Below are 25,542 nucleotides of genomic sequence, written 5' to 3' on the forward strand. Positions count from 1 at the left end.
GTCAGGTCTGCCGTGGATGCTGCCCGCGTAGCCCAGTCAGGGCGAACGCCGTTGGCGGTAGCGACAGCGGCGGCAGTGAGGGTGCCGGCGAGCGCGGTCCGGCTTCGCTCACGGTCACCCCTTCGTCGGCGGTCAGGTCTGCCGTGGATGCTGCCCGCGTAGCCCAGTCAGGGCGAACGCCGTTGGCGGTAGCGACAGCGGCGGCAGTGAGGGTGCCGGCGAGCGCGGTCAGCCGGCCGGGCACGGGCCTGCCGGCGACGCGCAGCGCGCGGATGGCGTCGCGGATCGCCCACGCGGCAACGGCGGCGTCAGCCGGGTCGAGCAGCACCGACCCGGCCGGCACCGGGCCGCTCACGGGTCGACGCCCAGCTGCAGCTGGGCGGCGTGCAGGCCGGCGCTACGCAACGCGTCAGGGCCGGCGATGTGCAGGATGTCGCCGAACGTGGCAACGAGCAGGATCAGCCGCGACGCAGTCTCTTCGGGCAGGTCGGCGATCAGCGCGGCGATGACGTCGAGGTCGCATTCGCCGAGCGTCAGTTCGGTGCAGACGCCGATCGCCGCGGCGTGGAACGCACCAACGTCGACGCTCACGTGATCAACCCGCCGGTCAGCAGCGTGCGGGCATATCGGAGGTCGTCGAGCAGCTGCGCCAGGTCGGCGTCGTCGATCCTCGGGCGGCCGGCGAGCTCTTCGGCTCGGTGAACCATGGGGCGCAGCAGTTGATCGATTCGGCAGAGGGCGTCGAGGACCTGGCGCAGCTCGCCGGCGGCCAGGCCAGCGACGGCGAGCGGGTCGCCGGCCGATGAATGTTCGTCGGGTGTCATGCCGCCTCCGGCCCGTCGGGCGGGGTGGCCTGGCCGGGGTTGGTGGGGAGCCGGCGGCGGCGTCGGTCGAGGGCGTGCTGTGCCTGCTGCGCCAGCTGGCCGACGGCGAGCGCGGCGCCGGGGGCGAGCGTGGACCAGCCGGAGACGCGGGCGAGCGCGGACGCGAGGGCACCCAGGTCGGGGTTGCGCAGCTCAGCGACGTCAACGGTCAGCACGTCGTCGGCGTGCTCGGGTGTCTTGGGCATGGGTCCTCCTGCTCTGGCCCGGGCCAGTCGGGCGCGGTTGCGGTGCGCCAGCCCGGCGTTGCGGGCGGCGGTGTGGTCCTGGTGGAGCTGCCGGCGTGCGGCCCGCCGGCGCAACGTCTCGTCGACGGCGGCCTGGAGCCGCTGCTGCCACTCGACGCGTTCCTGCTCGGTCACGGCGCTGCCTTCCGGCGAAGGGTGGCCTGCGGCCGGTGGCTGAGCTCCGAGAGCAGATCCCGCAGGGTGACCGCGTAGCCGTCTTCACCGATCAGGACGGGGCAGACGCCCGTCTCGCTCAGGTCGTGGTCTTCCTGCGCCGCGTACGTGACGACGACAGCGAAGCCGATGACGGGCAGCGTCCAGCTCTCGTCCTCTCCGGTGAACGCGACCTCGTACAGGTCCGGGTCAACGGGGGCGAAGCTGGTGACGCTGTCACGGTCGAGATTCATGGATGACCCTCTCTGCCTGGAATCGGCCCGGTGGGGTGTACATGAGTACGGGCGTACACCCCACCCCCCGATCCGCTCGCGTATCGCGGATGAACCGTTTGTTGTTGACCTGCGGATATAGCCACCGGTGATGGTCGGTTTTCCGGGGTAGGGGTGTACCTCGTACACCCCGTACACCCCTTCGGGGCGGCTCATCGGGCACCGCTGAGTCGGCGGTAACGCACGCCACCACCGTCGATGTCTTCGGCCTCGATCTGGCCGGTGTCGAGCAGCCGCTGGATCGCCTCATCGAAGTGCTGCCGGATCCGCGCGGCGATGGATCGCCGCAGCGGTGAGCCTGCCTTCCACTCGTCGCCGTCGAGCTTGCGCAGGATGTTGGAACAGCACCGCTTGACCGCGTCCTCGGCGACCCGTTCAGCGGCCACCGCCGCCCGATCCCCCTCCGCCTCGCCGCGTCGGCGGTTGCGCTCGCGCTCGACGCGCTCAAGGCCGGCGGCCACCTGGTCACGGGTACGAGTGGAGACGACCGCGACGACGCCGGCCAGCTGCCAGTCCTCTTCGGTCACCTCGGCGTGCCCGTCGAGCAGCGCCAGCGCCGCAGCGGTCTTCAGCTGCGCCAGCAGCGCGTGCCCGTCCAGGTCGCTGGGCTGACCGCGCAGCCGGGCCAGCCGGGCAGCGTCGATCGCTGTGCGGGCGTTCTGGCAGACCGGCAGCACCACGCGGCTGGTGCCGAACTCGGCCAGCGGCCACAGCGGTCGTTGCCACAGCAGGCCGGCCGGTTCGTCGGGCGCAACGTCGGGGGCCTGCGGGTCAGTCGCCGGCAGCCACAGCAGACGTTGCGGGGTCCCGCCGTCGGCGTCGTCGAGCAGCCCACCGGCCCGCGCCGGCTGGACACCGACGACCAGCGCCAGGCGGTACGAGTGGCCCGGGATCGGCAGCCGCTTGTCCGGGTCCGCATAGGAGAACCCGAGCGCCTCGCCGGACCACGCCCGCCGGAGCTCCGGCAGTAGCGTCGCGCCCTGCCTGCCACCGAGCGCGCTCAACGTGTCGATCTCGGGCACCGACAGCAGCACCGCATCGGTGTGCCGCTCGACCCCCTGACGGGTGCGCTTGGCGTAGAGGTGTGCGATGCCTTCGCCGGACCCGACGCTGGCCGACGTCAGGGCACCGACCTCGACCGCGTCGGCCGCGGTGCGTTCAGCCGCACCCTTGCCCGCCCCTGACGGCCCCACGATCGCCACGTACAGGTTCAGCGACCCGTGCCCCCCGACCAGCGCGGGCAACACCACGAACGGCGGCGTGGCGGCCACCACCCGGGCCAGGACCACACCAAGGGTGGCCCACGGCGCCGCCCGGCGGGACCGTGCGAACTGGTGCACCCGAGCCAGGCTGGACCGCGCCGACCAGAGCTCGGTATCCGGCGGTACGGACCAGCCCTCGGCGACGTCCTCGGCGCGACCGGGCAAGCTGGCCACCGGCACCGTGCCCGGCACGGCGACGGCGACGTCGTCCCAGGCAGCTACGTCCGTCACGCGACCAACCGCCACGGGTGGGCGCGGCCGATGGTGTCACGCTCGACGACGGTGAGCGTCATGCCGGTGCACGCCGACCAGCGGTCGCACGGGCCGGAGTGCGCGCCACCGCACGACGGCGGAACCACGGGCGCCGGCGGCAACTCGTCGGCCAGGTGCTCGTCGAGGGCGCGGACGTCGCGCCGATGCGTTATAGCCGGATCGCCGCCGCGGCGGGTGGGCGAGGCAGTGACGTTCTCCGGTACGCTCGACTGGACAGCTTCGCCGGCCGTCACCTGCCCCCGCGATCCGCCCGGTCGCGGGGGTTCTTCATGCCGCAACCTGTCCACCTCCCCCCGATGCCTGCGGCGGGGCGAGCAGCCCGGCGAGCCGGGCGCGCTGTTCGTCCGTCAGAGGCGGCGCGGCGTCGACGGCGGTACGGATCGCGCGCTCAAGTTTGGCCGCGCGTAGTTCGCGGTCGGCGCGCTCGGCGGCGGCTTGGTCGCCATAGCGAACGGCGTTGGCCTTGACCGCTCGAAAATGCCGTGGTGACGGCGTAGTGGTGTCCGGTTTGGACATGAAGAGCACCCTCCCGGGTAGCAGTCACCTGCCGCCCCGGAGAGGGCGTTGATGGGACCGGAGTCCCGGCCGACCTTTCCCCTCCTGCATGGGTGGGACGCGTTCCCGCTCGCGCGGGGGGTCGACACGTGTCCTAATGATCTTAGAGCTTCCAGACGGTTCGTCCAAGCGCTACCGCGACTAGCGTCTCTTTGCCCAGAGATGCGGCGGGCAGGTCGGCCCAGCTCAGCATCACCTCGAACTGCCGGAGTGTGACAGTCGGCGAGGCGTCCACTCCGATCCGTTCCCGGATCGTGTTCATCACGCCGGAGATGCGCGTGACGCGGGCCTCGATCGTGGTCCGGCACCCGGGTTGGTGGCAGCGGCCGACGAAGGTGTGCGGGGCCTCGTCGTGTGCCTGCACAGCGCTCACGTTGGCGCCCCCGAACGACAATTGGCGGCTATCGAGGAAGACGCGCAGCAGCGGGTTCGACTGCATCGGGTGCCGGTGGCAGACGACGGTGAGCGACGTCCGATCCGGTCGGTTCTTGCGTCGGCTCACAGCCCAGCCTCCGCCCAGATCTCCCCCCACGTGCGGGTGTCGTTCTTCCACTGCGATCCGCCCATGAACTTCGTGGCGTCCCACTCGGCCCGGCCACGGATCGGCGGACCGAGGCGGATGACCGCGATCGAGCGCAGCACGGCCTGACGCAGGCCAACGTCGCTGATGGCGCGGTACGCCGCCACCGGATCGTCGGCGGCCAGCAGCGCGGTGGTGGCGTCCACGCGGCCAGCGGCGGTGATCTCGACCTGGATCTCGTCGAGGCGCTCCTGGCCGCGATCCATCCCGCTCTTGAGCGCTGCCTTCACCGCGCCGCGGCTGAGCGCGAACTCGGCGGCCAGCTCGGCCAGGTTGCCCTGGATCGCGGCGGCCTCGGACCACAGGCCGCGCAGGTCGATCCCCTTGGCAGGGGCGGGCAGCAGCCGTTTCCGGTCGTCCTCCTTGGCCAGGATGGCCTCTACGGTGGCGTTGAGCCAGCGGTGGATCGGCTCCGCCCGCCACGACCGGAAGCACAGCAGGCACCGGTACAGCAGGTTCCCGCTCCGGTCGTAGGTGGCGTTCACGGTGCGCGGGTCGCAGCGCTCGCAGATGAACAGGCCGGTGCCGACGTGCCGGCGCGCGGTTCCGGTGTGGTTGGCGAGCCGGCCGGGTTCTTCGAGGATCTGCCTCACAGCCCGCCAGGTGGACTCCGCCACGATGGGCGGGTTCGGCGCCGCGTACTCGATGCCGTGCAGGATCCGCAGGCCTGCATTGCGGGGCTTGAGCAGGATCTTCCGGATCACCGGGGCCCGCCACGTCCTCCCGGTGGCGGTCGGGATGCCGCGGCGGTTCAGGTCTGCCTGGAGCCCGGCGAGGGAGCCGCCGGCGAGGACGTGTGCGTACCAGCGTCTGATCTCGGCCGCCTCGCTCTCGACCAGGTCCCGACCGTTCGGGGCCAGCCCGTAGCTGCGCGGTCCGCCGTGGTACTCACCCCGCTCCGCACGGTCGCGCACCTCGGCGGCGACGCGCTCGGCGATCTCTTCGGCTTCGCCTGCGTCCCTGGCGGCCATGGTGCGCGCGATCTCGCGCCCCTGCGCAGTGTTCAGATCGAAGTTAGGGGAGCGGACGTAGCGGTAGCTGATGCCGTAGCCCGTCGCCAGGTCGATGAGGTCTTCATGCTCTCGGGGCCGGCGGGTCAGTCGCCCACTCGTGTACGCCACGATCACCGAGAACTTGCCGGCCTTGGCGTCGGCAATGAGCCGGTCGTACTCCGGCCGAGGCTTGCGCGAGTTAGTGCTGGCGCTGATGTCGTTGTCGCGGTAGACACCGAAGACTGTCAAACCCTCTCGCCGAGTTAGGGCTTGGCAGTCCTTGTCCTGCCGGTCAACGCCGAGTTCCCGCCCCTCGCGGTCGTCGCTGATCCGTTCGTAGATTGCAGCCAGCCTCATGGCGCAGTAGTCTACGCACCATCGGGTGGTCCTCGGTGTGCACGGCCAGGTGGTTGCGGCCCGGGTCGCGGGGCAGACCGCGCGGTACCGCCCAGGACGCGAGCACGCCCGCGCGTTCCAGGCGCAGGTCCCAGTGCAGGCTGCGGGCGTGGTGCTGCTGGATGACGAAGCGGGCGGTGTCGCCGTCGGTGCCGGCCACCGTCGGGCTCTCCCGCGGCACGGGCTCGGGCGTGCGGGCCGCGTCCCGCCGTCGCCGGTACTCCTCCAGCCGGTCGGTCACACCCACATTCTCCGGCAAACCGGACCGTCGCGCTGGACGCCGGAGTGTCCGGTTCGCTCGGCGGCCGGGGATGCGGCGGGGTAGAACGGACCTCATGGACCTCACCGACCAGCCCACCGCCCTGCTCCCCGGTGACGTGCGGATGCCCCTGCTCGGCTTCGGCACCTGGCAGGCCACCGGCCGGGCCGGTTACGACGCCGTGCTGGCCGCGCTGGACACCGGCTACCGGCACCTCGACACCGCCACCGTGTACGGCAACGAGCGGGAGGTCGGGCGTGCGGTGCAGGAGAGCGGGCTGCGTCGCGAGGACGTCTTCATCACCACCAAGCTCCCGCCGGACCGGGTGGGCCGGGAGCGCCAGACGTTGGAGGCCAGCCTGGAGGCGCTCGGCGTCGACCAGGTGGACCTCTGGCTGATCCACTGGCCGCCGTCGTCTCCGGGGGACAGCATCCCGTTGTGGCGGGAGCTGCTGGCCGCCCGGGACGAAAACCTGACCCGGGCGGTCGGGGTGAGCAACTACAGCACCCCGGAGATCGACGAGCTGATCCAGTCGACCGAGGAGAATCCGGCGGTCAACCAGATCCGGTGGAGCCCGTCGCTGTACGACCGGCAGCGGCACGCCGAACACCGGGACCGGGGTGTGGTGCTGGAGGGGTACAGCCCGTTCAAGACCAGCGACCTCAGCGATCCGGTGCTGACCCGGATCGCCGGCGCGCACGGTGTCTCCCCGGCGCAGGTGGTGCTGCGCTGGCACATCGACCACGAGATCGTGGTGATCCCGAAGTCGGTGACCCCGGAGCGGATCACCGCCAACTTCGACGTCTTCCACTTCTCGTTGACGGCGGAGGAGATGCGCGACATCGACGCGCTCGGCGAGGTCTGACCCGGCGGTTTCCTTCAGCCCGCGACTCGGCGATGAAGGGTATCGACATCGACGCTCATGACGGTATAGCGTCCCCGTCATCACGTTCGTCGATCCGTTCGAACCCGCCGTAGCTGGAGGATCGCCATGGCCCGGTCACCATCCACCCGTCTACGCCGCCGCGGGGTGCTCGCCATCCCCGCCCTGGTGGCCGCCGCGCTGACCACCGTCGTCCGACCCACTCCGGCGAACGCCGCGCCGAAGGCCGAGTGCCTGGCCGACCTGCTCGGGGAATCCTGATGGCCACCATTCCCTGGCTGGTGGACGTGCTGCGCGCGGCCGGGGTCCAGGTCGTCGTCGAAGGCGACTGGCTCAACCGGATGCGGCCCGGCTCCTTCGACCCGATCGGGGTGCTCTGGCATCACACCGCCTCCACCTCCAGCGCCAGCAACCCGCACCCGGCGCTCGGCATCTGCATCAACGGCCGCTCCGACCTGGCCGGGCCGCTGTGCCAGGCGCTCGTCGACTACAACGGCGTCTTCCACGTCATCTCCGCCGGCCGGTGCAACCACGCCGGGGTCTCCGGCGGCAGCGGACCGATCCCCGCCGGAGACGGCAACACCCTCATGATCGGGTGGGAGATCGACTACAACGGCGTCGACCAGGAGATGACCGCCGCGCAGTACAACGCGTCGATCGCCGCCACCGCCGCCGTGCTCACCCGCCTCGGCCGGGACAGCAGCTACGCCCGGGGCCACCGGGAGACCAGCACCACCGGCAAGATCGACCCGTCCTTCATCGACCTGAACGTGATGCGCGCCGACGTCGCGGCGAAGATGGCCGGCGGAGGCACGGCGTGGTCCTCCACGGTGGACAACACCACCGCCGGCCGGTTCACCGCCAGCGCGAGCTGGGGCGTGTCGACGTTCTCCAGCCAGCGGTACGGCGCCGACTACCGGTACGCCGACCCGGTCGCGGCCAGCGACCCCGCCTGGTACCGGTTCAACGTGCCGGCGGCCGGCAACTACCGGGTCGAGGCCTGGTGGCCGACGAACAGCGGCTACAACAGCGCCACCCCGTACATCGTCGCCACCAGCACCGGCAACAAGACGGTGTACGTCGACCAGCGGGTGACCGGCGGGCAGTGGCGCGTCCTCGGCACGTTCACGCTGCCGGCCGGGGACGCCAACCGGGTGGCGGTGAGCCGCTGGAGCACCGCGACGGGCCTGGTCGTCGCCGACGCCGTACGCCTCACCCGCGTCTGAGCTCGACGAGCGCCGAGCCTCGGCAGGGGGCGTGACCGGATGGTCACGCCCCCACCGTCAGTGGTGCAACACTCAGGCCCGCGTGCAGGTGGCGCCGTTGAGCGAGAAGCTCGTCGGGGACGAGTACGCCCCGCTCAACGTGCCCTGGTAGCCGAAGCTGGCCGTGCCGCCGGGCGCGACGGACCCGTTGTGGCTGGTGTTCCGGGCGGTCACCGTGGATCCGCTCTGGCTCACCGTGGCGTTCCAGGAGTTGGTGACCTGCTGCCCACCGGGCAGGTTGTAGGTCAGCGTCCAGCCGTTCAGTGCGCTGGACCCGGTGTTGGTGATCTGCACGTCCGCGGTGAAGCCGTTGTTCCACGAGTTCGCCGTGTACTTCACCGCGCAGGCCGCGCTACCCGGCGGCGGCGTGTTCGGGGGCGGGGTCGACGGGGTGGTGGGCGGAGTGCCGCCGCCACCGTTGACCGCGGCGGAGAACGACGTCACCGCCAGGCCGACGCCACCCTGCCAGGGCTCGAAGCCGGCCTGGATGCTGGTTAGGTACCAGGAGTTGGTGATCGCGCCCCGGTTGCGGACGTCGTTGATGAAGTCCAGCACGCTGAAGTTCAGGCTGGAGATCGCCGACGGCGCGACGTAGGAGATGACGTTGTTGGAGCCGTTGCTGCCCCGCCAGACCTCCCAGGTACGGCCGGCCAGGGTCGCCGTGCCGACCACCGAGCCGATGGGTTGGATCGGGCCCTGTCGGTTGAGCCAGATCATGATCTCCATCTGGTTGACCCCGTCCCGCTTCGGTGACGGGTCCAGCCAGATGTCGTACGACGCGTTGTAGACGGCTCCGCTGACGTACCGGTAGGAGATGCTGCTGGTGGCGCTGCTGATCTGGCTCACCTGGATCGGCAGGTTCGTGCCGGGGGAGCAGTTGGTGTAGTGACAACCGAAGAAGACCGAGGGGTACGCCGTCGGTGCGCCGTTGGTGGGGCTGCTGCCGTTCTGGGTGGTGATCTCGAAGCCGCTGCCGGTGACGTTGATGCACTGCTGGGCGGTGGTGCCCCAGCGGTTGTTCTGCACCACGTACCGGCCCTGGATGACGGTCGAGCCGTACTGTTCGCAGATCTGGGTGTCGGCGGAGGCGTTGCCGCCGAGGGCCACTGCGACCAGCGAGCCGGCGAGCAGCAGGCCGGTGGCGACCAAGGCCCGAAGTGGACGTTTCATGACGCTCCTTGACTGCGGCGCGTGCCCGGGGCGCCGGAATGTGGCGGGCTGATGCGGGAGCGCTCCCACGCTCAACGACACATTTACATGTCTGAAACTGCCGCGCAACCGTACGGGTCAAACTGGTGAATTGTGAGGATTCCCACGCCCCCGCCGGACGGCTGTCGTCGGACGGCCAGCTAAGCGGCACGAGCCGCCGACGAGTGTCGCGGGCCGGTCCGATCGGCCCTGGTGTGCGCCAATAGCTCCGAGTAGCGTGTTGCCTCCAACGCGTGCCGTTCCCCCTCCGGAGGCGTACACCACCATGGGTGGCTCCCCCCTGCGCATCCTCGTCGTCGGCGCGGGTATCGCCGGCCTGGCCGTCGCCCGGGCGCTGCGCCTGGCGGGCTTCCGGCCCGACGTCACCGACAAGCTGCCGCCGGGGGAGTCCACCGAGACCGGCCTCTACCTGCCTGGCAACGCGGCCCGCGCGCTGCACCGGCTGGACCTGCACGATCCGGTCCGCCCGCTCGGGCAGGTGATCCGCCGGCAACGCTTCTTCGACGCCGCCGGCGCGCCGCTCTGCGAGGTCGACCTGGACACCCTCTGGGCCGGCGTCGGGGAGTGCCGGGCGCTGCCCCGGTCCGACCTGCACCGGGTGCTGCTCAGCGGCGCCGGCGGGGCGGTCCGCCACGGCGCCGAGGTCCGCACCCTGGACCTGCTCCCGGGTGCCGTCGGCGTCACCTTCACCGACGGCACCACCACCGAGTACGACCTGGTCATCGGCGCCGACGGTCCGCGTTCCTCGGTCCGTGCCCTAGCCGCGCTCGGCGGGCCACCCCGGCCGGTCGGGCAGGTGGTCTACCGGGCCGTGCTCCGCGACGGCCCGCCGGTCACCGAGTGGACGGCGTTGCTGGGACAGCGCTCCGGGTTCCTCATGGTGCCGATCGGCGGTGGCCGGCTGCACTGCTACGCCGACGAGGCCGGCACCCGGGCGCCCGCCGACCCGCTGGCCCGGCTGCGGGAACTCTTCGCCGACTACCGGGGGCCGGTGCCCGAGGTGCTGGCGGGGCTCGGCGCCGTGCATGTCGGTATCACCGACGAGGTGGAGCTGGGCCGCTGGTACCGGGGGCGGGTGCTGCTCGTCGGCGACGCCGCGCACGCCACCGCGCCCACCCTCTCCCAGGGTGCGGCGATGGCGCTGGAGGACGCCGTGGTGCTGGCCGAGTCGCTGCGCGCCGCCGGCAGCGTGGACGCGGCCCTGGTGGCGTACGAGAGCCGTCGCCGCCCGCGTACCCGGTGGGTGCGGGACCGCACCCGTGACCGCAACCGGACCAGGGACGTGCCGCCGGCGCTGCGCGACCCGCTGCTGCGCGGACGCGGCGGCCGGATCTTCGGGGAGCACTACCGGCTGCTGCTCGGCCCGCTGTAGATCGCGTCCCGACCACCCCACGCGGCGCTGCGACCTGCCGGGGACTATCCTCCTTGCGGATGACGGCCCGCCGATAACCAGCGTGTGCCGAGCGGGACAACCGAGAACCGGAGGCCACTCGTGACCACCGTCGCACCCAAGCCGGTCGTGACCCGGCCCTGGCCGGTCCGGGAGCCGGTCAAGGGGTCGGCCATCGCGCGGCTGCTGCGTACCACGGACGCGAAGCAAATCGGGATCATGTACATGGTCACCGCGTTCGTGTTCTTCATGATCGGCGGGCTGATGGCCCTGGTCATGCGGGCTGAGCTGGCCCGACCCGGGCTGCAGTTCCTGTCGCCGGAGCAGTACAACCAGCTCTTCACCATGCACGGCACGATCATGTTGCTGTTCTTCGCGACGCCGATCGTGTTCGCCTTCGCCAACTACATCGTGCCGATCCAGATCGGCGCGCCCGACGTCTCCTTCCCCCGGCTGAACAGCTTCGCCTACTGGCTGTACCTGTTCGGCGGCACGATGGCGACCGCCGGTTTCATCACCCCGGGCGGCGCCGCCGACTTCGGCTGGTTCGCGTACGCGCCGCTGAGCAGCGTCGAGCACTCGCCCGGCGTCGGCGCCAACATGTGGATCATGGGTCTGGCCATCTCCGGCCTGGGCACCATCCTCGGCGCGGTCAACATGATCACCACGGTGCTCACCCTGCGCGCGCCCGGCATGACGATGTTCCGGATGCCGATCTTCACGTGGAACATCCTGGTCACCAGCCTCCTGGTGATCCTGGTCTTCCCGCTGCTGGCCGCCGCGCTGTTCGCGCTCGCCGCGGACCGCATCCTCGGCGCCCACGTGTACGACCCCGCGACCGGCGGGCCGATGCTCTGGCAGCACCTGTTCTGGTTCTTCGGTCACCCCGAGGTGTACATCGTCGCGCTGCCGTTCTTCGGCATCATCAGTGAGGTCATCCCGGTCTTCTCCCGCAAGCCGATCTTCGGCTACAAGGGTCTGGTCGCCGCGACCGTCGCGATCGCCGCGCTCTCCATGAGCGTGTGGGCGCACCACATGTTCGCCACCGGTCAGGTGCTGCTGCCGTTCTTCAGCTTCCTGAGCTACCTGATCGCCGTGCCGACCGGTATGAAGTTCTTCAACTGGATCGGCACCATGTGGCGGGGTCAGATCAGCTTCGAGACGCCCATGCTCTGGGCGGTCGGCTTCCTGGTCACCTTCCTCTTCGGTGGTCTCACCGGTGTGCTGCTGGCCAGCCCGCCGATCGACTTCCACGTGTCCGACTCGTACTTCGTGGTGGCGCACTTCCACTACGTGCTCTTCGGCACCATCGTGTTCGCGGTCTTCGCCGGCATCTACTTCTGGTTCCCGAAGATGTTCGGCCGGATGCTCGACGAGCGCCTGGGCAAGATCCACTTCTGGCTCACCATGATCGGTTTCCACACCACGTTCCTGGTGCAGCACTGGCTCGGCAACGAGGGCATGCCCCGCCGGTACGCCGACTACCTGCCCAGCGACGGTTTCACCACGCTGAACACGATCTCCACGATCGGCGCGTTCATCACCGGTATCTCCACGCTGCCGTTCATCTACAACTGCTGGAAGTCGTACAAGACCGGCCCGGTGGTCGAGGTGAACGACCCCTGGGGTCACGGCAACTCGCTGGAGTGGGCGACCAGCAGCCCGCCGCCGCTGCGCAACTTCGACCGGATGCCCCGCATCCGCTCCGAGCGGCCGGCGTTCGACGCGAAGTTCCCCGAGTTGGCCGCCGGCCAGAGCGTGGCCGGCCCGCCGGAGGGTGGCGCCAAGCCGCTCACCAGCGAGTCGGACGGTGGGGCCAGCTACCGCGAGGACCCCGCCAGCGACGTCGACCGGCACTGACGCTCGGCTGAGCCGTACGACGGGCGCCGCCCCCGGGACCACCGGGAGCGGCGCCCGTCGCCATGTTCGGCCGCCCCTCGTCCCGTGCCTCGCGAGTCTCGGAGCGCCCGGGCTTGCCTGCCCCGGCGTGGCGGCCGCTGCGTCTTGGCGTGATGGCCGGGACTGCGTCTTGGCTTGACGGCCGGGGCTCCGCCTTGGCGTGACGGCCGGTCTCGGGGGCAAGCGTGCGAATGAGCGATATACCTCTGGGGCATATTTATGACTCAGAGGTATATCGCTTGTCAGCATGTGTGCCGCCAGCGGGCGGCGGAGACGGCTCCCGTCTGCGGGCGGCGGAGACGGCGGTGGCGGAGACGGCGGGTGGCGGAGACGACGGGTGGCGGAGACGACGGGTGGCGGAGACGACGGGTGGCGGAGACGGCAGGTGGCGGAGACGGCTCTCGTCCGCGGGCAGCCGGGACGGCTCTCGTCAGCGGGTGGCGGGGGCGAGGTCCGTCTCGGCCGTCGGCAGGGCGGAGTCGGCGGCGTTGCGACGACGACGCAGTTCGATCGGCAGCACCACGAGGGTGACCACCGCCCCGAGCGCACCGGTGACCGCGAAGCCCCACGGCGGAGCGGTGGCGTCGATCACCGCACCGGCGAGGGGCGCGCCGACCGCGATGCCGACGGTGACGGCGGAGCCGTGCAGACCCATCGCCTCGCCGCGTACCTCGGCCGGGACGAGCCGGCTGACCGCGTCCGAGGAGGCCGCGATGGTCGGTGCGCAGAGTGCCCCGGCCGGGATCAGCGCCAGGCAGAGCAGCCACCAGTGCGCGCCACCCAGCCCGACCGGGATGGTGCACACGGCGAGCGCGGCGGTCAGTGCCAGCGGGGAGAACGAGCGGTGCACGGCCCCGTAGGCGAAGCCGCCGGCCAGCGAGGCGACCGCCCAGATGGCCAGCACGGCACCGGTCCAGCCGACCTCGCCGCTGGCCCGTAGTACGGCGACCACCGCCACGTCGGTGCCGCCGAGCACCAGGGTCGCCGCGGCGCTGAGCGCCAGCACGGCGAGCAGTCGGGGTGTCAGCCACGCCCGGCGAGGCACCCGACGCGGTGGGCCGCTGGGTTCGGCGGCACCGCGGATCGGCGGGTTGACCAGCCACAGGGCGATCCCCGCAGCGACGATGCCACCGCCGACCAGGTACATGGTGGTCTGAGCGGAGATCGCGGTGACCAGCGCGACCGCCAGCGCCGGCCCGATCATGAAGGACAGCTCCACCGACATCGAGTCCAGGGCGTACGCCGGGCGGCGTTGGTCCTCCGGAACCAGCGCGGCGATCGACTGCCGGACCACCGAGAAGATGGGCAGGGCCAGGGAGCCGGCCACGAAGGCGGCCGGCAGCAGCAGGGAGTACGGCAGCGAGGGCGCGGTGGACCAGAAGATCGCCTCAGCGATGCCGGTGAGCACCAGAACCGGGCGCAGGCCACGCCGGTCCACCAGGCGGCCCAGCAACGGACCACCGATCGCCGCGCCCACGGTGATGGCCGCGCCCACCAGTCCAGCGGCCCCGTAGCCCCGATCGAGGTCGAGCACCACGTGGAAGGTCAGCGTCACCCCGGTCGCGGTGAGCGGAATGCGGGCGAGGACGGCGACCAGCAGCAGCGACCGCAGGCCGGGCAGGGCGAGCGCTGTCCGGTAAGGCTTCATGTTCACGTGGGTCCGTACCTCCGGCGACATCCTCGACCGGCGGCGGCCCGATGGCCAACCATTTACCGCCTCATGCGGTCCTGATCACAGGCTCGCCGTGCAGAGTCACCCCGGCGCCGTCCATGGCCCGCAGGGCCACGTCGGTGGTGTCCGGGGCCACGGCGGCGGTCAGCTCGAGCAGCACGGTGGTCGCGAAACCCTCCCGGGCGGCGTCCAGCGCGGTCGCCCGGACGCAGTGGTCGGTGGCGATGCCGACCAGGTCGACCCGGTCCACGTCGTGGCGGCGCAGCCAGTCGGCCAGGCACTCCCCGTCGTCGGCGTGCCCCTCGAACCCGGAGTACGCCGCGGCGTGCTCACCCTTGTGGAAGATCGCCTCGACCCGGCCCGTGTCCAGGTCCGGGTGGAACTCCGAGCCCGTGGTGCCGACCACGCAGTGCCGGGGCCAGGAGTCCACGAAATCCGGCGGATCGCCGAAGTGGGCGCCCGGGTCCACGTGGTAGTCCTTCGTGGCGACCACGTGCGCCCATCGGTCCGGCTCGGCGGAGAGCAGGCGGGAGATGCCGGCGGCCACCCCGGCGCCGCCCGGGACGGCCAGTGAGCCGCCCTCGCAGAAGTCGTTCTGCACGTCCACGATGATCAGCGCGTTGGCCATCGGGGGTCTCCCTCTCATGTCGGGCCGGCGGATGGGCTCAGCCGGCAGGTACGACGGTGACCGGCACGGCCGGGTCGCCGGCGGAGAGCTTCAGCCCCTCCCACGGGATGGAGATGAGGCATTCGCGCAGGTGCTCCCGGGACTGGTCGAGGGTGGGCAGCGCCACCGGCTCGCCGTCGACCACGTACGAGCGCTGGAGCATCCGGTCATTGGGCTGCCGGTCCGGTACGCCCTGCGGGACGATGATCTCTTCGGTGGCGGTGCCGGTCGGCTTGTGCCGGCGGACGGCCACCTTCCGACCGCCGATGGTCGCCTTGTGCTCGGAACGCTTCACCACGGGCCGGCCCTCGACCTCGACGAGCTTGTAGACCAGCCCGGCCGTCGGCGCCCCGGAGCCGGTGACGACGGCCGTGCCCGCGCCGTACATGTCCACCGGTTCGGCGGCCAGCGCGGCGATCGAGTACTCGTCGAGGTCGCCCGAAACGATGATCTTGGTCTCGGTCGCGCCCAGCGAGTCCAGCAACTCCCGCGACTGCTGAGCGATGACCGCCAGGTCACCCGAGTCGATGCGTACCGCCCGCAGCTCCGGCCCGGCGACCGCGATCGCGTTGCGGATGCCCTGGCTGATGTCGTACGTGTCGACCAGCAGCGTGGTGTCCTTGCCCAGCGTGGCCACCTGCGACGCGAAGGCGGCCCGCTCGTCGTCGTGCAGCAGCGTGAACGCGTGCGCCGCCGTGCCCGCCGTCGGGATGCCGTAGCGCGCACCCGCGGCCAGGTTGGAGGTGAACCGGAACCCGGCCAGGTACGCGGCCCGCGCCGCGGCCACCGCGGACTCCTCGTGCGCCCGACGCGACCCCATCTCGATCAGCGCCCGCCCCCGCGCCGCGGTCACCATCCGGGCTGCCGCCGCCGCCACCGCGCTGTCGTGGTTGAGCACCGAGAGCGCCAGCGTCTCCAGCACCACACACTCGGCGAAACCGCCCGAGACGGTCAGGATCGGCGAGCCGGGGAAGAACAGCTCACCCTCGGCGTACCCGTCGATGTCGCCGGTGAAGCGGTAGTCAGCCAGCCAGGCCGCGGCCGCCTCGTCGACCACCCCGGTCCGGCGCAGGAAGTCGATCTCCGATTCGTCGAACCGGAAGTCGCGGATCAGCTCGATCAGCCGGACGTGCCGGCGACCACACCGTAGCGGCGGCCGGACGGCAGTCGACGGGTGAAGACCTCGAAGACGCAGCGGCGGTCGGCGGTGCCGTCCTTCAGTGCCGCGCTGACCATGGTCAGCTCGTAGTGGTCGGTCAGCAGTGCGGGGCGGAGGGTGCTCACCGCCCCAGCCTAAGGTTCAGTCGGCGTCGCCGCCCTCGTGGCCCGGGATCGACCGCAGCGCCGCCCACAGCTCGGCCCGGCCGGTCACGCCCAGCTTGGTGTAGATCCGCTGGAGGTGGTTCTCCACGGTGCGCGCCGAGAGGTAGAGCCGCTCGGCGATGGCCCGGCTGGGCGCGCCGTGCGCGGCGAGGCGGGCCACCTGCCATTCCCGATCGGTGAGCACCGGCACCCCGGCGTTCAACGCCGGCGTACGGATCAGGTCGCAGCGGCTGAGCAGACCCGCCAGTCGCTCCCGGGCGTCGTTGGCGGCAGCCGAGTGCTGCCGGCGCAGCCGCTGCACGGCCTGGGCGGTGACCTCGGCGGCGTACACGGTCAACTCCAGCGCGGCGTAGTCGTCGGCGACCGCGAGCAGATCGGCGGCGGAGTCGGTGGCCGCGGCGCGGGCGTGCCGGGCCAGCAGCGGCGGCAGCACCCCGTCGACGCGTTCGGAGAGTTCGGCGAGCCGCTGCGCGACGGTACGCTGGCTACCGTCGGAGCAGATCGGCCCGACCGGCATGGACGCCTGGTCCAGCCGTACCAGGTCGTGCAGGACGTGCACCTCGTGCCCGGCGAAGTCGTCCGCGCGCAGCCGGTCCACCAGGTCGCCGAGGTGCTTGACCGCGCCCGGCAGGTCGCCCGACGCGGCGAGCGTCGCGCCGCGGGCCTGCTCCAGCCACGGATAGAGCACCGCCATGCCCGGCGCGTGGGTGCGGTCCGCCTCGGCCATCGCGGCGGTGGCCTGCGTCGCGTCACCGCGCAGCGCCGCCGACTGGGCCCGTTCGGCCTGGGCCAGGCCGGCGTAGACGCGGCTGGTGGCCAGCACCGCGCAGGCGCCCAGCGACGTCCGCATCGCCGCGTCGCTCTGCCCGCGAAGGCGTGCCGCGTACGCCTGGAGGATGGCCAGGTAGCCCGTGCCGAGCCGGAAGTCTCCGGCGCCGGCGAGGTCGGCGAACTCGTCGGCCACGATCGCGTCGATCCCGGCCAGGTCGCCGGTGAGCATGAGCCGGGTGCCCCGGGCCAGTTCCAGGGCCAGTTGCAGGTACGGCATGTCGGTGCGCCAACTGGCCGCGGCGGAGTGCACCTGGGCGATCGCCGCGCCGCTGCGGGTCAGCTCACCCTGCGCGGCCTGGACGTACGCGATGGTGGAGCGGGCCAGCTCGCGCGCGGCGACGCCGGCCGCCGGCCGGTCCAGCACGCGTTGGCTGAGCCGTACGGCGGTGGTCGTGTCCAGCCGGTGCAGACGCATGATCGCCTCGAAGGCGTGCACCCGGGCCCGGTCGGCGGAGTCGCTGAGCTGCTCGGCTCGGCTCGCGATCGCCTCCACCGTGGACTCCTGGCTCAGCCCCCAGTAACTGACCATTCCCCGTGCCGTCAGCCAGCGGCAGAGCCGCCGCTCGTCGCCGGGCTCGGGGGTCACCGCGTCGAGGACGTCGATGGCCTCGTCCGGCCGGTCGGCGAACATCAGGATGGTGGCCAGCAGTTCGGCGGCGTCGGAACCGCCGTCGGCGTCCATCGCGGCACGGGCCAGGCGGGTCGCCAACGGTACGTCGTAGCGGGTGAACGCCTGCACCGCGGCGTCCACCAGCAGGGCCGGGTCCTGCGCGGTGCCCGAGTCGAGGCGCCAGACGGCAACCCGCAGGAGGTCGTCGCGGCGGCGCTTGCCGACCTGCTCCAGCAACTCCGCGAGGCGGGCCTGGAGCCGCCGGGTACGACTGACCGGGCAGCGGCGGCGCATCACCTCGCCGTAGAGCGGGTGGGCCAGCCGGACGTTGGTCCGCCGGTCGTGCTGCACCACGCTGATCAGCCCGCGTTCCTCGGCCATCTCCACGTCCGCCTGGTCGGCGGCCTGGTTGAGCAGGTGCAGGCCGAGGGGCTCGCCGAAGGCGACCAGTTCACCGACGGCGCGGACGCCGTCGGTGAGCTGCCCGACCCGGGTGTCGATCAGGTCGGTCAGGCTGGGTGCCAGCTCCAGCCGGCCGGTCCACTTCCAGATCCCGTAGGTGCGCTTCAGCTCCTCGCTGCCGTTGGCGGCGTGCACCAGCTCGCGCAGCAGCAGCGGATTGCCGGCCGAGAGTCGACCGAGCCGGTCGGCGGAGCCGGCGTCGACCGGGCCGCCGAGGATCTCCGCCAGCAGGCCCGCGGTCTCCGCCGGTGGCATCGGTGTCAGCTCGACGTGCTCGACCAGGTCGTCGGTCCACAGTGCCCGGATCGGCAGGGGGATCTGCTCGCCGTCGCGCAGGGTGCCGATGACGGTGGCGTTCTCCGCGCGGGCGACCAGGTGCACCAGGGCCGCGGACGGGGGGTCGAGCAGGTGCGCGTCGTCGATGGCGAGCACGATCCGGCGGCCGGCGGCCTGTTGTTGCAGCACGTCCATCGCCCAGCGCAGGATGCCGGCCGGGGAGAGGCCCTGCGGCTGCTCGGCGGGGAGGACCTGCACCAGTCCGCCGAACGGCAGCGCGGCGGTGGTGGCGCTCGCCGCGATGGACCAGATGGCGTACCGGTCGCTGGGCAGCATGGCGACGCCCTCACGCAGCAGCCGGCTCTTGCCGATGCCGGCGCTGCCGCTGAAGAAGAGCCCCCGGCCGGCCTCGCCGGTCACTGCCGCCAGCAGGCGGTTGAGTTCATCGGTGCGGCCGACGAACTTCCATCGACTCATTCGCGCAGCATATCCATCGAGACCTGTCCGCGCCCGCACCGTCACGCACCGAAGTTGAGTAATCCCGCGATTACCGGTGAGTATCCGAAGTGTTCCGCCCGGTCACAGGCTCGCACGTACTCTTCCGGCATCCGGGTAGCGTCACCGGAGTTTTCACGCGACCGGGGTGCCCGGTCGCCTGCCATGGGAGGCCACCCGATGAAGCAGGGCCCTCTCCCCTCGGTCGACTCGTCCGACGACGTGTCCGGCCACACCGACCTGCCCAGCTGCGGCCCGCTGCCCACCCGCGTCGGCGTGACCGGCCCCGCACCCGAGGAGCCGCTCGGCGTTGTCGCCGTCGGCCCGGCCGGCGCCGAGCGGCGTACCGTGCTCGCCACCCTGCTGGGGCTCGACCCGGTCATGCTCACCGTCCCGGCGGGCAGTTGGCTGGTGGTGCGGCACGCCAAGGTGCCCACCCGAGCCGCGTTCGTTCCCGGCTACCGCCAGCCCTACTCGTACGGGGCGGACCGCGACGCCGCTGGGCCGGCGCTGGCCCGCCCGCCCCGACGGGTCGAGTTGAGCGTGCCGGAGCCGCTGCTGCGGCACTTCACGCTGATCGACACGCCCGACACGGGCACGCTCGGCGTCGCCGGCGTCCGGGTGCTGTTGGACGCGGTCGGCCGGGCCGGCGCGTTGCTCTTCGTGATCGCGGCCGACCAGGCGTTCACGGCGGCGGAGCTGAACCTGCTCGCCGAGGTCGCCCCGGCGGCGGTGGAGGTCACCTTCGCGGTCACCCCGGGTGCGGCGGGCTGGGGCGGCGCGGCGACGACGGAGGACGCGGGTGCGCCCGTCGCGTCGAACGAGGTGGACCCCGTCGCGGTGACCGTGGAGGCGCACCGCGCGGCGCTACTGGCCGCCGTGCCGGCGTTGGCCGGCGCGCGTTGGTTCCCGGTCGACGACGCCACCTCCGCGGCGGACCTCCGCCGGGCTCTGGTGGGTTGGTCGGCGGGTGAGGGCCTGCACCGCGCCAGCGCCGATCCACCGGTGCTGCCGGGCCAGCACGACCGGGTGGCCGTCGTCGCCGATCCGGGGGACTGGTCCGAGCGGCTCGACCGGCAGACCCGCTCCTGCTCGCAGCGGATCCGCCAGCACCTCGCCCTGGAGTTGGCCAACATCCACCTGCGGGCGGTTCAGGAGATCGTCTTCGGGGTCGGCTGCCCCGGCCTGCCCGACCTGCTGGACCGGGAGATGGCCGCGCTGTCGCTGTTGGCCACCGCCCAGTGCGACCACGCCGTGCGGGGCATCGTGGCCGACGCGGCGGCCCGGGTGCTCGGTGCGCCACCGGCCGAGGGCGTGCGCCGCCGGATCGCCACCGCCGTGCAGTACGGCCTCGCCGATCACCGCAACGGCCGCGACCTGGACCGGGTGCTGTTGATCACCAGTACGGCCGGGGTGGCCAATCTGACCGGCGCGGACGCGATCGACGCGCTCGCCGGCTATCCGACGCCATCCCGCGACGAGGTGCTCCCACCGGTGGCGGTGGCGCTCTCCGGCGGGTGCTGGCAGCGGTGGCGTACGCCCGGCAACGACGACCACAACGCCGCGCGGGCCTGGTCCCAGCGGGCGTTGCGGGAGGTCGAGCTGGGGTTGTCCCGGGAGGTCTCCCGGCGGTTCGAGGTGATCCGCCTCTCGCTGGGCGCGGTGCTCTCCGATGCAGTCGACCACGGCATCCTGCTCGCCTGACGGCGTGGTCGCCCACCCGTCCGGGCTCGCATCGCCCTTCGCGGCCGACGACGTCCGGGACGGGTCCGGGGCGGCCGGAGTGGGCGATCCTCGACGGGCCGGCGTTCCGGTTCCTCGGTTCCGGGAAACCGGTGGCACGATGGGGGGCATGGCGGCTCCGCAGGTTGCACCGGTCGAGACGCCGGACACTGACGAGGTGCCGGCGGCTGACCGGCAATGGGTGACGATCGTGTGGGACGACCCGGTCAACCTGATGACGTACGTGACCTGGGTCTTCCAGAAGCTCTTCGGCTACAGCCGGGAGAGGGCCGAGCAGCTCATGCTGGACGTGCACCACAAGGGCCGTGCCGTGGTCTCCACGGCGCCCGGGAGCGGATGGAGCACGACGCGTCGCAGCTGCACGCGTACGGGCTGTGGGCGACGGTGGACCGCTCGTGAGCGTGCGGAGTGAGCCGGGCCTGCGAGCCCCGCAGTCGCGAACGGAGCAGGCGCCGTGAGCATGTTCCGTCGCCAGACCGACCACTATGTCGCCACCTTCGCCGTCGACGAGGTGCGGGTGCTGCGCAAGGTCGCCTCCGAGGTGGTCGGCCTGCTCACCGATGGCTTCGACCACACCGACCCGGTCGTCGGCCGGCTCTTCCCGGCGGTCTACCCGAAGGACGCGGCCGGTTCCGCCGAGTTCCGTCGCTACACCGAGGGCGACCTCAAGACCGCCAAGATCGATCAGGCTGGTGCGATCCTTGCCGCGCTGCCCGACGAGGCCGGTGGCGAGGTGCGGTTGGACGCCGAGGCGGCCGAGGCGTGGTTGCGGGCGTTGAACGACGCGCGGCTGGCGATGGGTGTCCGACTGGAGATCAAGGACGGCACCGACCTGGGTGAGGAGCTGGACGACGCGGTCACCGAGGACCCGGGCTCCAGCCGGGTGTTCCAACTGTCGGTCTACGCGTATCTCGGATATTTGCAGGAGTCGCTGCTCAACGCCTTGATCGACTAAGCGTGACCCGCACCACTTCAACCCCTGTCCGGCAGGCGTTAGGCTGGACCACGTGCTGAGCATCGACCGGTCGATCATCGACGCGATCGTCGCCCACGCGCGCCGGGACCACCCCGACGAGGCGTGCGGCGTCGTCGCTGGTCCCGTCGGCAGCGACACCCCGACCCGGCACATCCCGATGGACAATGCCGCCCGGTCGATGACCTTCTACGAGTTCGACTCGATGGAGCATCTGCGCGTGTGGCGGGAGATGGACGACCGCGACGAGGAACCCGTGGTCATCTACCACTCGCACACCGCCACCGAGGCGTACCCGTCGCGGACCGACGTCTCCTTCGCCGGCGAGCCGGGCGCGCACTATCTGCTCGTCTCGACCCGGGAGCCCGACTCGGAGGAGATCCGGTCGTTCCGGATCGTCGACGGTGTGGTGACCGAGGAGCCGGTCCGGATCGTGGAGGCCGGCGTCGACCCGCACGCCGTGCAGTCGTACATGTTCGGGCAGAGCCCGGCGACGGTCGACTACGAGTGTTCCGGCCGCTGACCCGTCAGCGTCCGCACCCGTTTCGTCCCGTCACCGTAGGCACACCCGAGCGAGGAGCACGACATCATGGCCATTGAGGTTCGCATCCCCACCATCCTGCGCAGCTACACCGGCGGCGCCAAGGTCGTCGACGGCACCGGCGACACCCTGGGTGACCTGCTCGCCGACCTGGACTCCCGGCACGCCGGGCTGCGCGGCCGGCTGGTCACCGAGGCCGGCGCGTTGCACCGCTTCGTCAACGTCTACGTCAACGACGAGGATGTCCGCTTCCTCGGCGCGCTGGACGCGAAGCTCTCCGACGGTGACAGCGTCACCATCCTGCCGGCGGTGGCCGGCGGCGCGTTCGGCTTCGCCGCCGCCGCGGCGATCAGCCAGCACGCCGTCGCCGCCCGCTGAGGGCGGCCGCCATGGCGCGGTACGACAGCCTGCTCGACGCGTGCGGGGGCACACCGCTGGTCGGTCTGCCCCGACTCTCCCCGACGGTGCCCGACGGCGCTCCGCCGGTGCGGCTCTGGGCCAAGCTGGAGGACCGGAACCCGACCGGCAGCATCAAGGACCGGGCCGCGCTGTTCATGGTCCGTGCCGCGGAGGAGGCCGGTCGGCTCCGGGCGGGTGACACCATTCTCGAGCCGACCAGCGGCAACACCGGCATCTCGCTGGCCATGGTGGCGAAGCTGCGCGGCTACCGGCTGGTCTGCGTGATGCCGGAGAACGTCTCGACCGAGCGGGTCCAGCTGCTCCGGATGTACGGCGCCGAGATCATCTTCTCGCCGGCGGCCGGTGGGTCCAACCAGGCCGTCGCCACCGCCAAGCAGATCTCCGCCGAGCATCCGGACTGGGTGATGCTCTACCAGTACGGCAACGAGGCCAACGCCCGGGCGCACTACGAGACGACCGGGCCGGAGTTGCTGCACGACCTGCCCACCATCACGCACTTCGTGGCGGGCCTGGGCACCACGGGCACCCTGATGGGCACCGGGCGCTACCTGCGGGACAAGGTCGACGGCATCCAGGTCGTGGCCGCCGAGCCGCGCTACGGCGAGTTGGTCTACGGCCTGCGCAACATCGACGAGGGGTACGTGCCCGAGCTGTACGACGCCTCGGTGCTCTCCCGGCGCTTCTCGGTGGGCACCCGGGACGCGGTGCTGCGCACCCGGCAGCTCGTCGAGGTGGAGGGCATCTTCGCCGGCTTCTCCACCGGCGCGATCCTGCACGCCGCCCTCGCGGTGGCGCACGAGGCGGTCCGTGACGGTCGCCGGGCCGACGTGGCCTTCGTGGTCTGCGACGGCGGCTGGAAGTACCTGTCCACCGGCGCGTACGGCGGGACCCTGGCCGACGCCGAGGACGCCCTGGAGGGCCAGCTCTGGGCGTGACCGGAATGGTCGTTGTGTACGGGCCGTCGATGCATGCGTCGGCGGCCCGTAGGCTGCCCGACGCGCTGTGAGCAGGTGTCACGTTCGTGACAAGTTCCAGCGGATGATTCTTGTCGCCGGGTAGCCCGGCGTAGGCTGCGCAGCGTGGCGTACGCGTCGGTAGAGATCATGGCTGGAGCGACGGCCGGCACGGATGCTACTGATAGTGACAGTGAGACGACCCGATGCGACTGACCGTCCTGGGTTGTGCCGGGAGCTTCCCCGGCCCCGAGTCCCCGTGCTCGGCCTACCTCGTCGAGGCCGACGGTTTCCGGCTCCTGGTCGACTTCGGTTCCGGGTCGCTGTCCAGTCTGCAGCGGTACGCGGGGCTGCACGCCCCCGACGCGATCCTGCTGACCCACCTGCACTGCGACCACATCCTCGACGCCGTGACGTACGTGGTGGTCCGCCGGTACGCCCCGGAAGGCCCCTACCCGGCGCTGCCGGTGTACGCGCCCTCCGGCGCACCGGACCGGCTCGGCGCCGCGTACCACGACGACGGCAGCGTGGAGGACGTCTACCAGTTCTACGCGCTTGAGCCGGGCACCTTCCCGATCGGTCCGTTCACGGTCACCGTCGACCGGGTCAACCATCCCGTCGAGACGTACGGGGTGCGGTTGGAGCACGGCGGTCGTTCGCTGTGCTACTCGTCGGACACCGCGCCCTGCGACGCGTTGCTGCGGCTGGCCCAGAACGCCGACGTCTTCCTCTGCGAGGCGAGTTTCCTCGACGGGGTGGACAATCCGCCGGATCTGCACCTGACCGGCCGGGAGGCCGGCGAGACGGCGACCAAGGCGATGGTGGGTCGGCTGCTGCTCACCCACCTGGTGGCGGCCTGGGGCAGTGAGGCGCACACGTTGGAGTCGGCCGCCGCCGCGTACACCGGCCCGCTCGAGGTGGTCCGGGCCGGCGCGAGCTACGACATCTGACCCCGCGCGTCCCGGCCCGGCCGGCGGTGTTGTGCCGAACTGTTCGCCGGCCGGTCAGCGGCCGGTTGTCTGCCGCACCGATGACACCCGCACGGTGTGGGCATGCGGATCGCCATCGTGACCGAGTCGTTCCCGCCGGATGTGAACGGCGTCGCGCACTCCGTGGTGCGGACGGCGGAACATCTGCTCGCCCGGGGCCACGAGCCCGTCGTCATCGCGCCCTCCCCGCCCGGGGCCGGCCGGCAGGACACCGACCGGCTGCCGTATCCGGTGGTGCGCATCCCCAGCGTGCCGTTGCCGCGCTACCAGGGCTTCCGGCTGGGCGTGCCGACCACCACCCGACTCGCCGGTGCGCTGCTGTCGACGGCACCGGACGTGGTTCACCTGGCCAGTCCGTTCATCCTCGGCGCGCGGGCGGCGACGCTGGCCAGCCGGCACGGGCTGCCCACGGTGGCGGTCTACCAGACCGACGTGGCGGCGTACGCCCGCGCGTACCGGGTGAGCTGGGGTGAGGCGGCGGCGTGGCGGCGGATCCGGGAGATCCACAACTCGGCGCAGCGTACCCTCGCCCCGTCGACCCGGGCCGCCGCGACCTGATCGCCAACGGGGTGCAGCGGATCTGGCTGTGGGGTCGGGGCGTCGACGCCGTGCGGTTCGATCCGGCGAAACGCTGCGCGGTGCTGCGGCACCGGCTGGCGCCGGGCGGCGAGCTGCTGGTCGGCTACGTCGGTCGGCTCGCCCCGGAGAAGCGGGTGGACCTGCTGGCGGCGACGTCCCGGCTGCCGGGTGTGCGGGTGGTGGTCGCCGGCGACGGCCCGGCCCGCCGCCAGTTGGCCCGGACGCTGCCCGGGGTGAGCTTCCTGGGGGTGCAGCACGGCGAGGACCTGGCCCGGCTCTACGCCAGCCTGGACGTGTTCGTGCACACCGGTCCGCACGAGACGTTCGGCCAGACCCTTCAGGAGGCGCTGGCCTCCGGGGTGCCGGTGGTGGCTCCGGCCAGCGGCGGCCCGGTCGACCTGGTCGACGAGGGGGTGACCGGGCTGCTGGTGGCGCCGAACGACGGCGACGCGCTGGCCGCGGCGGTGGCCGACCTGGCCGGCGACGCCGAC

General features: G+C 71.9%; 25 protein-coding genes and 4 pseudogenes. 13 read left to right on the forward strand and 16 right to left on the reverse strand.

Annotated elements, in window-relative coordinates; genetic code table 11:
• Position 1: 1 nt before the first annotated feature.
• The 11 genes and pseudogenes from JNW91_RS16785 to JNW91_RS16835 all read right to left on the reverse strand — a co-directional run.
• Positions 2 to 355: a hypothetical protein gene (locus JNW91_RS16785; RefSeq protein WP_238425142.1), complete on the reverse strand. Its 354-nt coding sequence runs from the start codon at positions 353 to 355 to the stop codon at positions 2 to 4.
• Entirely contained in the window at positions 352 to 591 is a 240-nt protein-coding gene (locus JNW91_RS16790) for a hypothetical protein (protein WP_203176294.1), read from the reverse strand. Before JNW91_RS16790 ends, JNW91_RS16785 begins: the two co-directional genes overlap by 4 nt.
• Complete coding sequence (locus JNW91_RS16795) at positions 588 to 824, reverse strand: hypothetical protein (RefSeq protein WP_203176295.1); 237 nt, start codon at positions 822 to 824, stop codon at positions 588 to 590. Before JNW91_RS16795 ends, JNW91_RS16790 begins: the two co-directional genes overlap by 4 nt.
• Entirely contained in the window at positions 821 to 1,243 is a 423-nt protein-coding gene (locus JNW91_RS16800; protein WP_203176296.1) for a hypothetical protein, read from the reverse strand. Before JNW91_RS16800 ends, JNW91_RS16795 begins: the two co-directional genes overlap by 4 nt.
• Positions 1,240 to 1,515: a hypothetical protein gene (locus JNW91_RS16805; protein WP_203176297.1), complete on the reverse strand. Its 276-nt coding sequence runs from the start codon at positions 1,513 to 1,515 to the stop codon at positions 1,240 to 1,242. Before JNW91_RS16805 ends, JNW91_RS16800 begins: the two co-directional genes overlap by 4 nt.
• 191 nt (positions 1,516 to 1,706) lie before the next feature.
• A complete protein-coding gene (locus tag JNW91_RS16810; RefSeq protein ID WP_203176298.1) occupies positions 1,707 to 3,047 on the reverse strand; it encodes a hypothetical protein in 1,341 nt (446 codons plus the stop codon).
• On the reverse strand, positions 3,044 to 3,322 hold the full coding sequence (locus JNW91_RS16815; protein WP_203176300.1) for a hypothetical protein: 279 nt from the start codon (positions 3,320 to 3,322) through the stop codon (positions 3,044 to 3,046). The genes JNW91_RS16810 and JNW91_RS16815 overlap by 4 nt, the downstream gene beginning before the upstream one ends.
• A gap of 34 nt (positions 3,323 to 3,356) precedes the next feature.
• The gene (locus tag JNW91_RS16820; RefSeq protein ID WP_203176301.1) at positions 3,357 to 3,605 is read right to left on the reverse strand and encodes a hypothetical protein; all 249 of its coding nucleotides are present in this window, start codon (positions 3,603 to 3,605) and stop codon (positions 3,357 to 3,359) included.
• 142 nt (positions 3,606 to 3,747) lie between these two features.
• Positions 3,748 to 4,083 carry a hypothetical protein gene (locus JNW91_RS16825; protein ID WP_203176303.1) on the reverse strand — a complete coding sequence of 112 codons (336 nt, stop codon included), beginning with the start codon at positions 4,081 to 4,083 and terminating at the stop codon, positions 3,748 to 3,750.
• A gap of 59 nt (positions 4,084 to 4,142) precedes the next feature.
• On the reverse strand, positions 4,143 to 5,573 hold the full coding sequence (locus JNW91_RS16830; protein ID WP_203176305.1) for a recombinase family protein: 1,431 nt from the start codon (positions 5,571 to 5,573) through the stop codon (positions 4,143 to 4,145).
• A gap of 19 nt (positions 5,574 to 5,592) precedes the next feature.
• Positions 5,593 to 5,853: pseudogene (locus JNW91_RS16835) on the reverse strand (DNA polymerase ligase N-terminal domain-containing protein); the annotation flags it as partial.
• A 94-nt stretch (positions 5,854 to 5,947) separates the two neighbouring features.
• On the opposite strand from JNW91_RS16835, the gene JNW91_RS16840 reads away from it, so the two are divergent.
• From JNW91_RS16840 to JNW91_RS16850, 3 genes are all read left to right on the forward strand, one after another.
• Positions 5,948 to 6,736, forward strand: a complete 789-nt coding sequence (locus JNW91_RS16840; protein WP_203176307.1) for an aldo/keto reductase — start codon at positions 5,948 to 5,950, stop codon at positions 6,734 to 6,736.
• A 126-nt stretch (positions 6,737 to 6,862) separates the two neighbouring features.
• Positions 6,863 to 7,015, forward strand: a complete 153-nt coding sequence (locus JNW91_RS16845; protein ID WP_203176309.1) for a hypothetical protein — start codon at positions 6,863 to 6,865, stop codon at positions 7,013 to 7,015.
• A complete protein-coding gene (locus JNW91_RS16850; protein WP_203176311.1) occupies positions 7,015 to 7,980 on the forward strand; it encodes a golvesin C-terminal-like domain-containing protein in 966 nt (321 codons plus the stop codon). The genes JNW91_RS16845 and JNW91_RS16850 overlap by 1 nt, the downstream gene beginning before the upstream one ends.
• Positions 7,981 to 8,052: 72 nt before the next feature.
• On the opposite strand, the gene JNW91_RS16855 is transcribed toward JNW91_RS16850, so the two are convergent.
• Positions 8,053 to 9,189, reverse strand: coding sequence for a GH12 family glycosyl hydrolase domain-containing protein (locus JNW91_RS16855; RefSeq protein ID WP_203176313.1), 1,137 nt, complete (start codon positions 9,187 to 9,189; stop codon positions 8,053 to 8,055).
• Positions 9,190 to 9,493: 304 nt separating this feature from the next.
• Between JNW91_RS16855 and JNW91_RS16860 the strand changes: the two genes are divergently transcribed.
• Both JNW91_RS16860 and ctaD read left to right on the forward strand, forming a co-directional pair.
• Positions 9,494 to 10,600 (forward strand): FAD-dependent monooxygenase, encoded by a 1,107-nt coding sequence (locus JNW91_RS16860; RefSeq protein WP_203176315.1) that lies wholly within the window; start codon positions 9,494 to 9,496, stop codon positions 10,598 to 10,600.
• 120 nt (positions 10,601 to 10,720) lie between these two features.
• Positions 10,721 to 12,478: an aa3-type cytochrome oxidase subunit I gene (ctaD, locus tag JNW91_RS16865; RefSeq protein WP_203176322.1), complete on the forward strand. Its 1,758-nt coding sequence runs from the start codon at positions 10,721 to 10,723 to the stop codon at positions 12,476 to 12,478.
• A gap of 469 nt (positions 12,479 to 12,947) precedes the next feature.
• Here ctaD and JNW91_RS16870 read toward each other — a convergent pair whose 3' ends face one another.
• The 4 genes and pseudogenes from JNW91_RS16870 to JNW91_RS16885 all read right to left on the reverse strand — a co-directional run bounded on the left by JNW91_RS16870 (position 12,948) and on the right by JNW91_RS16885 (position 18,835).
• Positions 12,948 to 14,195 carry an MFS transporter gene (locus JNW91_RS16870; RefSeq protein ID WP_203176323.1) on the reverse strand — a complete coding sequence of 416 codons (1,248 nt, stop codon included), beginning with the start codon at positions 14,193 to 14,195 and terminating at the stop codon, positions 12,948 to 12,950.
• A 40-nt stretch (positions 14,196 to 14,235) separates the two neighbouring features.
• Positions 14,236 to 14,817: a nicotinamidase gene (locus JNW91_RS16875; RefSeq protein WP_203176324.1), complete on the reverse strand. Its 582-nt coding sequence runs from the start codon at positions 14,815 to 14,817 to the stop codon at positions 14,236 to 14,238.
• A 37-nt stretch (positions 14,818 to 14,854) separates the two neighbouring features.
• Positions 14,855 to 16,140 (reverse strand): annotated as a pseudogene (locus tag JNW91_RS16880) (nicotinate phosphoribosyltransferase).
• A 16-nt stretch (positions 16,141 to 16,156) separates the two neighbouring features.
• A complete protein-coding gene (locus JNW91_RS16885; RefSeq protein WP_203176325.1) occupies positions 16,157 to 18,835 on the reverse strand; it encodes a LuxR C-terminal-related transcriptional regulator in 2,679 nt (892 codons plus the stop codon).
• 198 nt (positions 18,836 to 19,033) lie between these two features.
• Here JNW91_RS16885 and JNW91_RS16890 point away from each other — a divergent pair, with 198 nt between their 5' ends.
• The 8 genes and pseudogenes from JNW91_RS16890 to JNW91_RS16925 form a co-directional block, all read left to right on the forward strand.
• Positions 19,034 to 20,557, forward strand: a complete 1,524-nt coding sequence (locus tag JNW91_RS16890; RefSeq protein WP_203176326.1) for a P-loop NTPase family protein — start codon at positions 19,034 to 19,036, stop codon at positions 20,555 to 20,557.
• A gap of 148 nt (positions 20,558 to 20,705) precedes the next feature.
• Positions 20,706 to 20,995 (forward strand): annotated as a pseudogene (clpS, locus tag JNW91_RS16895) (ATP-dependent Clp protease adapter ClpS).
• 61 nt (positions 20,996 to 21,056) lie between these two features.
• The gene (locus tag JNW91_RS16900) at positions 21,057 to 21,551 is read left to right on the forward strand and encodes a DUF2017 domain-containing protein (protein ID WP_203176332.1); all 495 of its coding nucleotides are present in this window, start codon (positions 21,057 to 21,059) and stop codon (positions 21,549 to 21,551) included.
• Positions 21,552 to 21,603: 52 nt separating this feature from the next.
• Positions 21,604 to 22,092 carry a Mov34/MPN/PAD-1 family protein gene (locus JNW91_RS16905; RefSeq protein ID WP_121675279.1) on the forward strand — a complete coding sequence of 163 codons (489 nt, stop codon included), beginning with the start codon at positions 21,604 to 21,606 and terminating at the stop codon, positions 22,090 to 22,092.
• 66 nt (positions 22,093 to 22,158) lie between these two features.
• The gene (locus JNW91_RS16910) at positions 22,159 to 22,488 is read left to right on the forward strand and encodes a MoaD/ThiS family protein (protein ID WP_203176327.1); all 330 of its coding nucleotides are present in this window, start codon (positions 22,159 to 22,161) and stop codon (positions 22,486 to 22,488) included.
• Positions 22,489 to 22,499: 11 nt separating this feature from the next.
• Complete coding sequence (locus JNW91_RS16915; protein WP_203176328.1) at positions 22,500 to 23,465, forward strand: PLP-dependent cysteine synthase family protein; 966 nt, start codon at positions 22,500 to 22,502, stop codon at positions 23,463 to 23,465.
• Positions 23,466 to 23,689: 224 nt separating this feature from the next.
• Positions 23,690 to 24,433, forward strand: a complete 744-nt coding sequence (locus JNW91_RS16920; RefSeq protein ID WP_203176330.1) for an MBL fold metallo-hydrolase — start codon at positions 23,690 to 23,692, stop codon at positions 24,431 to 24,433.
• A 102-nt stretch (positions 24,434 to 24,535) separates the two neighbouring features.
• Positions 24,536 to 25,542 (forward strand): annotated as a pseudogene (locus tag JNW91_RS16925) (glycosyltransferase family 4 protein); the annotation flags it as partial.

The organism is Micromonospora parastrephiae (assembly GCF_016802865.1).
Lineage (GTDB): Bacteria > Actinomycetota > Actinomycetes > Mycobacteriales > Micromonosporaceae > Micromonospora > Micromonospora parastrephiae.

Bases quoted from the DNA above. Each gene is read 5' to 3' on its own strand.
- JNW91_RS16910 (WP_203176327.1), top strand. From the start codon at position 22,159: ATGGCCATTGAGGTTCGCATCCCCACCATCCTGCGCAGCTACACCGGC.
- JNW91_RS16900 (WP_203176332.1), top strand. From the start codon at position 21,057: ATGTTCCGTCGCCAGACCGACCACTATGTCGCCACCTTCGCCGTCGAC.
- JNW91_RS16825 (WP_203176303.1), bottom strand. From the start codon at position 4,083: ATGCAGTCGAACCCGCTGCTGCGCGTCTTCCTCGATAGCCGCCAATTG.
- JNW91_RS16840 (WP_203176307.1), top strand. From the start codon at position 5,948: ATGGACCTCACCGACCAGCCCACCGCCCTGCTCCCCGGTGACGTGCGG.
- JNW91_RS16820 (WP_203176301.1), bottom strand. From the start codon at position 3,605: ATGTCCAAACCGGACACCACTACGCCGTCACCACGGCATTTTCGAGCG.
- JNW91_RS16870 (WP_203176323.1), bottom strand. From the start codon at position 14,195: ATGTCGCCGGAGGTACGGACCCACGTGAACATGAAGCCTTACCGGACA.
- JNW91_RS16805 (WP_203176297.1), bottom strand. From the start codon at position 1,515: ATGAATCTCGACCGTGACAGCGTCACCAGCTTCGCCCCCGTTGACCCG.
- JNW91_RS16860 (WP_203176315.1), top strand. From the start codon at position 9,494: ATGGGTGGCTCCCCCCTGCGCATCCTCGTCGTCGGCGCGGGTATCGCC.
- JNW91_RS16920 (WP_203176330.1), top strand. From the start codon at position 23,690: ATGCGACTGACCGTCCTGGGTTGTGCCGGGAGCTTCCCCGGCCCCGAG.
- JNW91_RS16795 (WP_203176295.1), bottom strand. From the start codon at position 824: ATGACACCCGACGAACATTCATCGGCCGGCGACCCGCTCGCCGTCGCT.
- JNW91_RS16855 (WP_203176313.1), bottom strand. From the start codon at position 9,189: ATGAAACGTCCACTTCGGGCCTTGGTCGCCACCGGCCTGCTGCTCGCC.
- JNW91_RS16890 (WP_203176326.1), top strand. From the start codon at position 19,034: ATGAAGCAGGGCCCTCTCCCCTCGGTCGACTCGTCCGACGACGTGTCC.
- JNW91_RS16845 (WP_203176309.1), top strand. From the start codon at position 6,863: ATGGCCCGGTCACCATCCACCCGTCTACGCCGCCGCGGGGTGCTCGCC.
- JNW91_RS16885 (WP_203176325.1), bottom strand. From the start codon at position 18,835: ATGAGTCGATGGAAGTTCGTCGGCCGCACCGATGAACTCAACCGCCTG.
- JNW91_RS16875 (WP_203176324.1), bottom strand. From the start codon at position 14,817: ATGGCCAACGCGCTGATCATCGTGGACGTGCAGAACGACTTCTGCGAG.
- JNW91_RS16830 (WP_203176305.1), bottom strand. From the start codon at position 5,573: ATGAGGCTGGCTGCAATCTACGAACGGATCAGCGACGACCGCGAGGGG.
- JNW91_RS16850 (WP_203176311.1), top strand. From the start codon at position 7,015: ATGGCCACCATTCCCTGGCTGGTGGACGTGCTGCGCGCGGCCGGGGTC.
- JNW91_RS16915 (WP_203176328.1), top strand. From the start codon at position 22,500: ATGGCGCGGTACGACAGCCTGCTCGACGCGTGCGGGGGCACACCGCTG.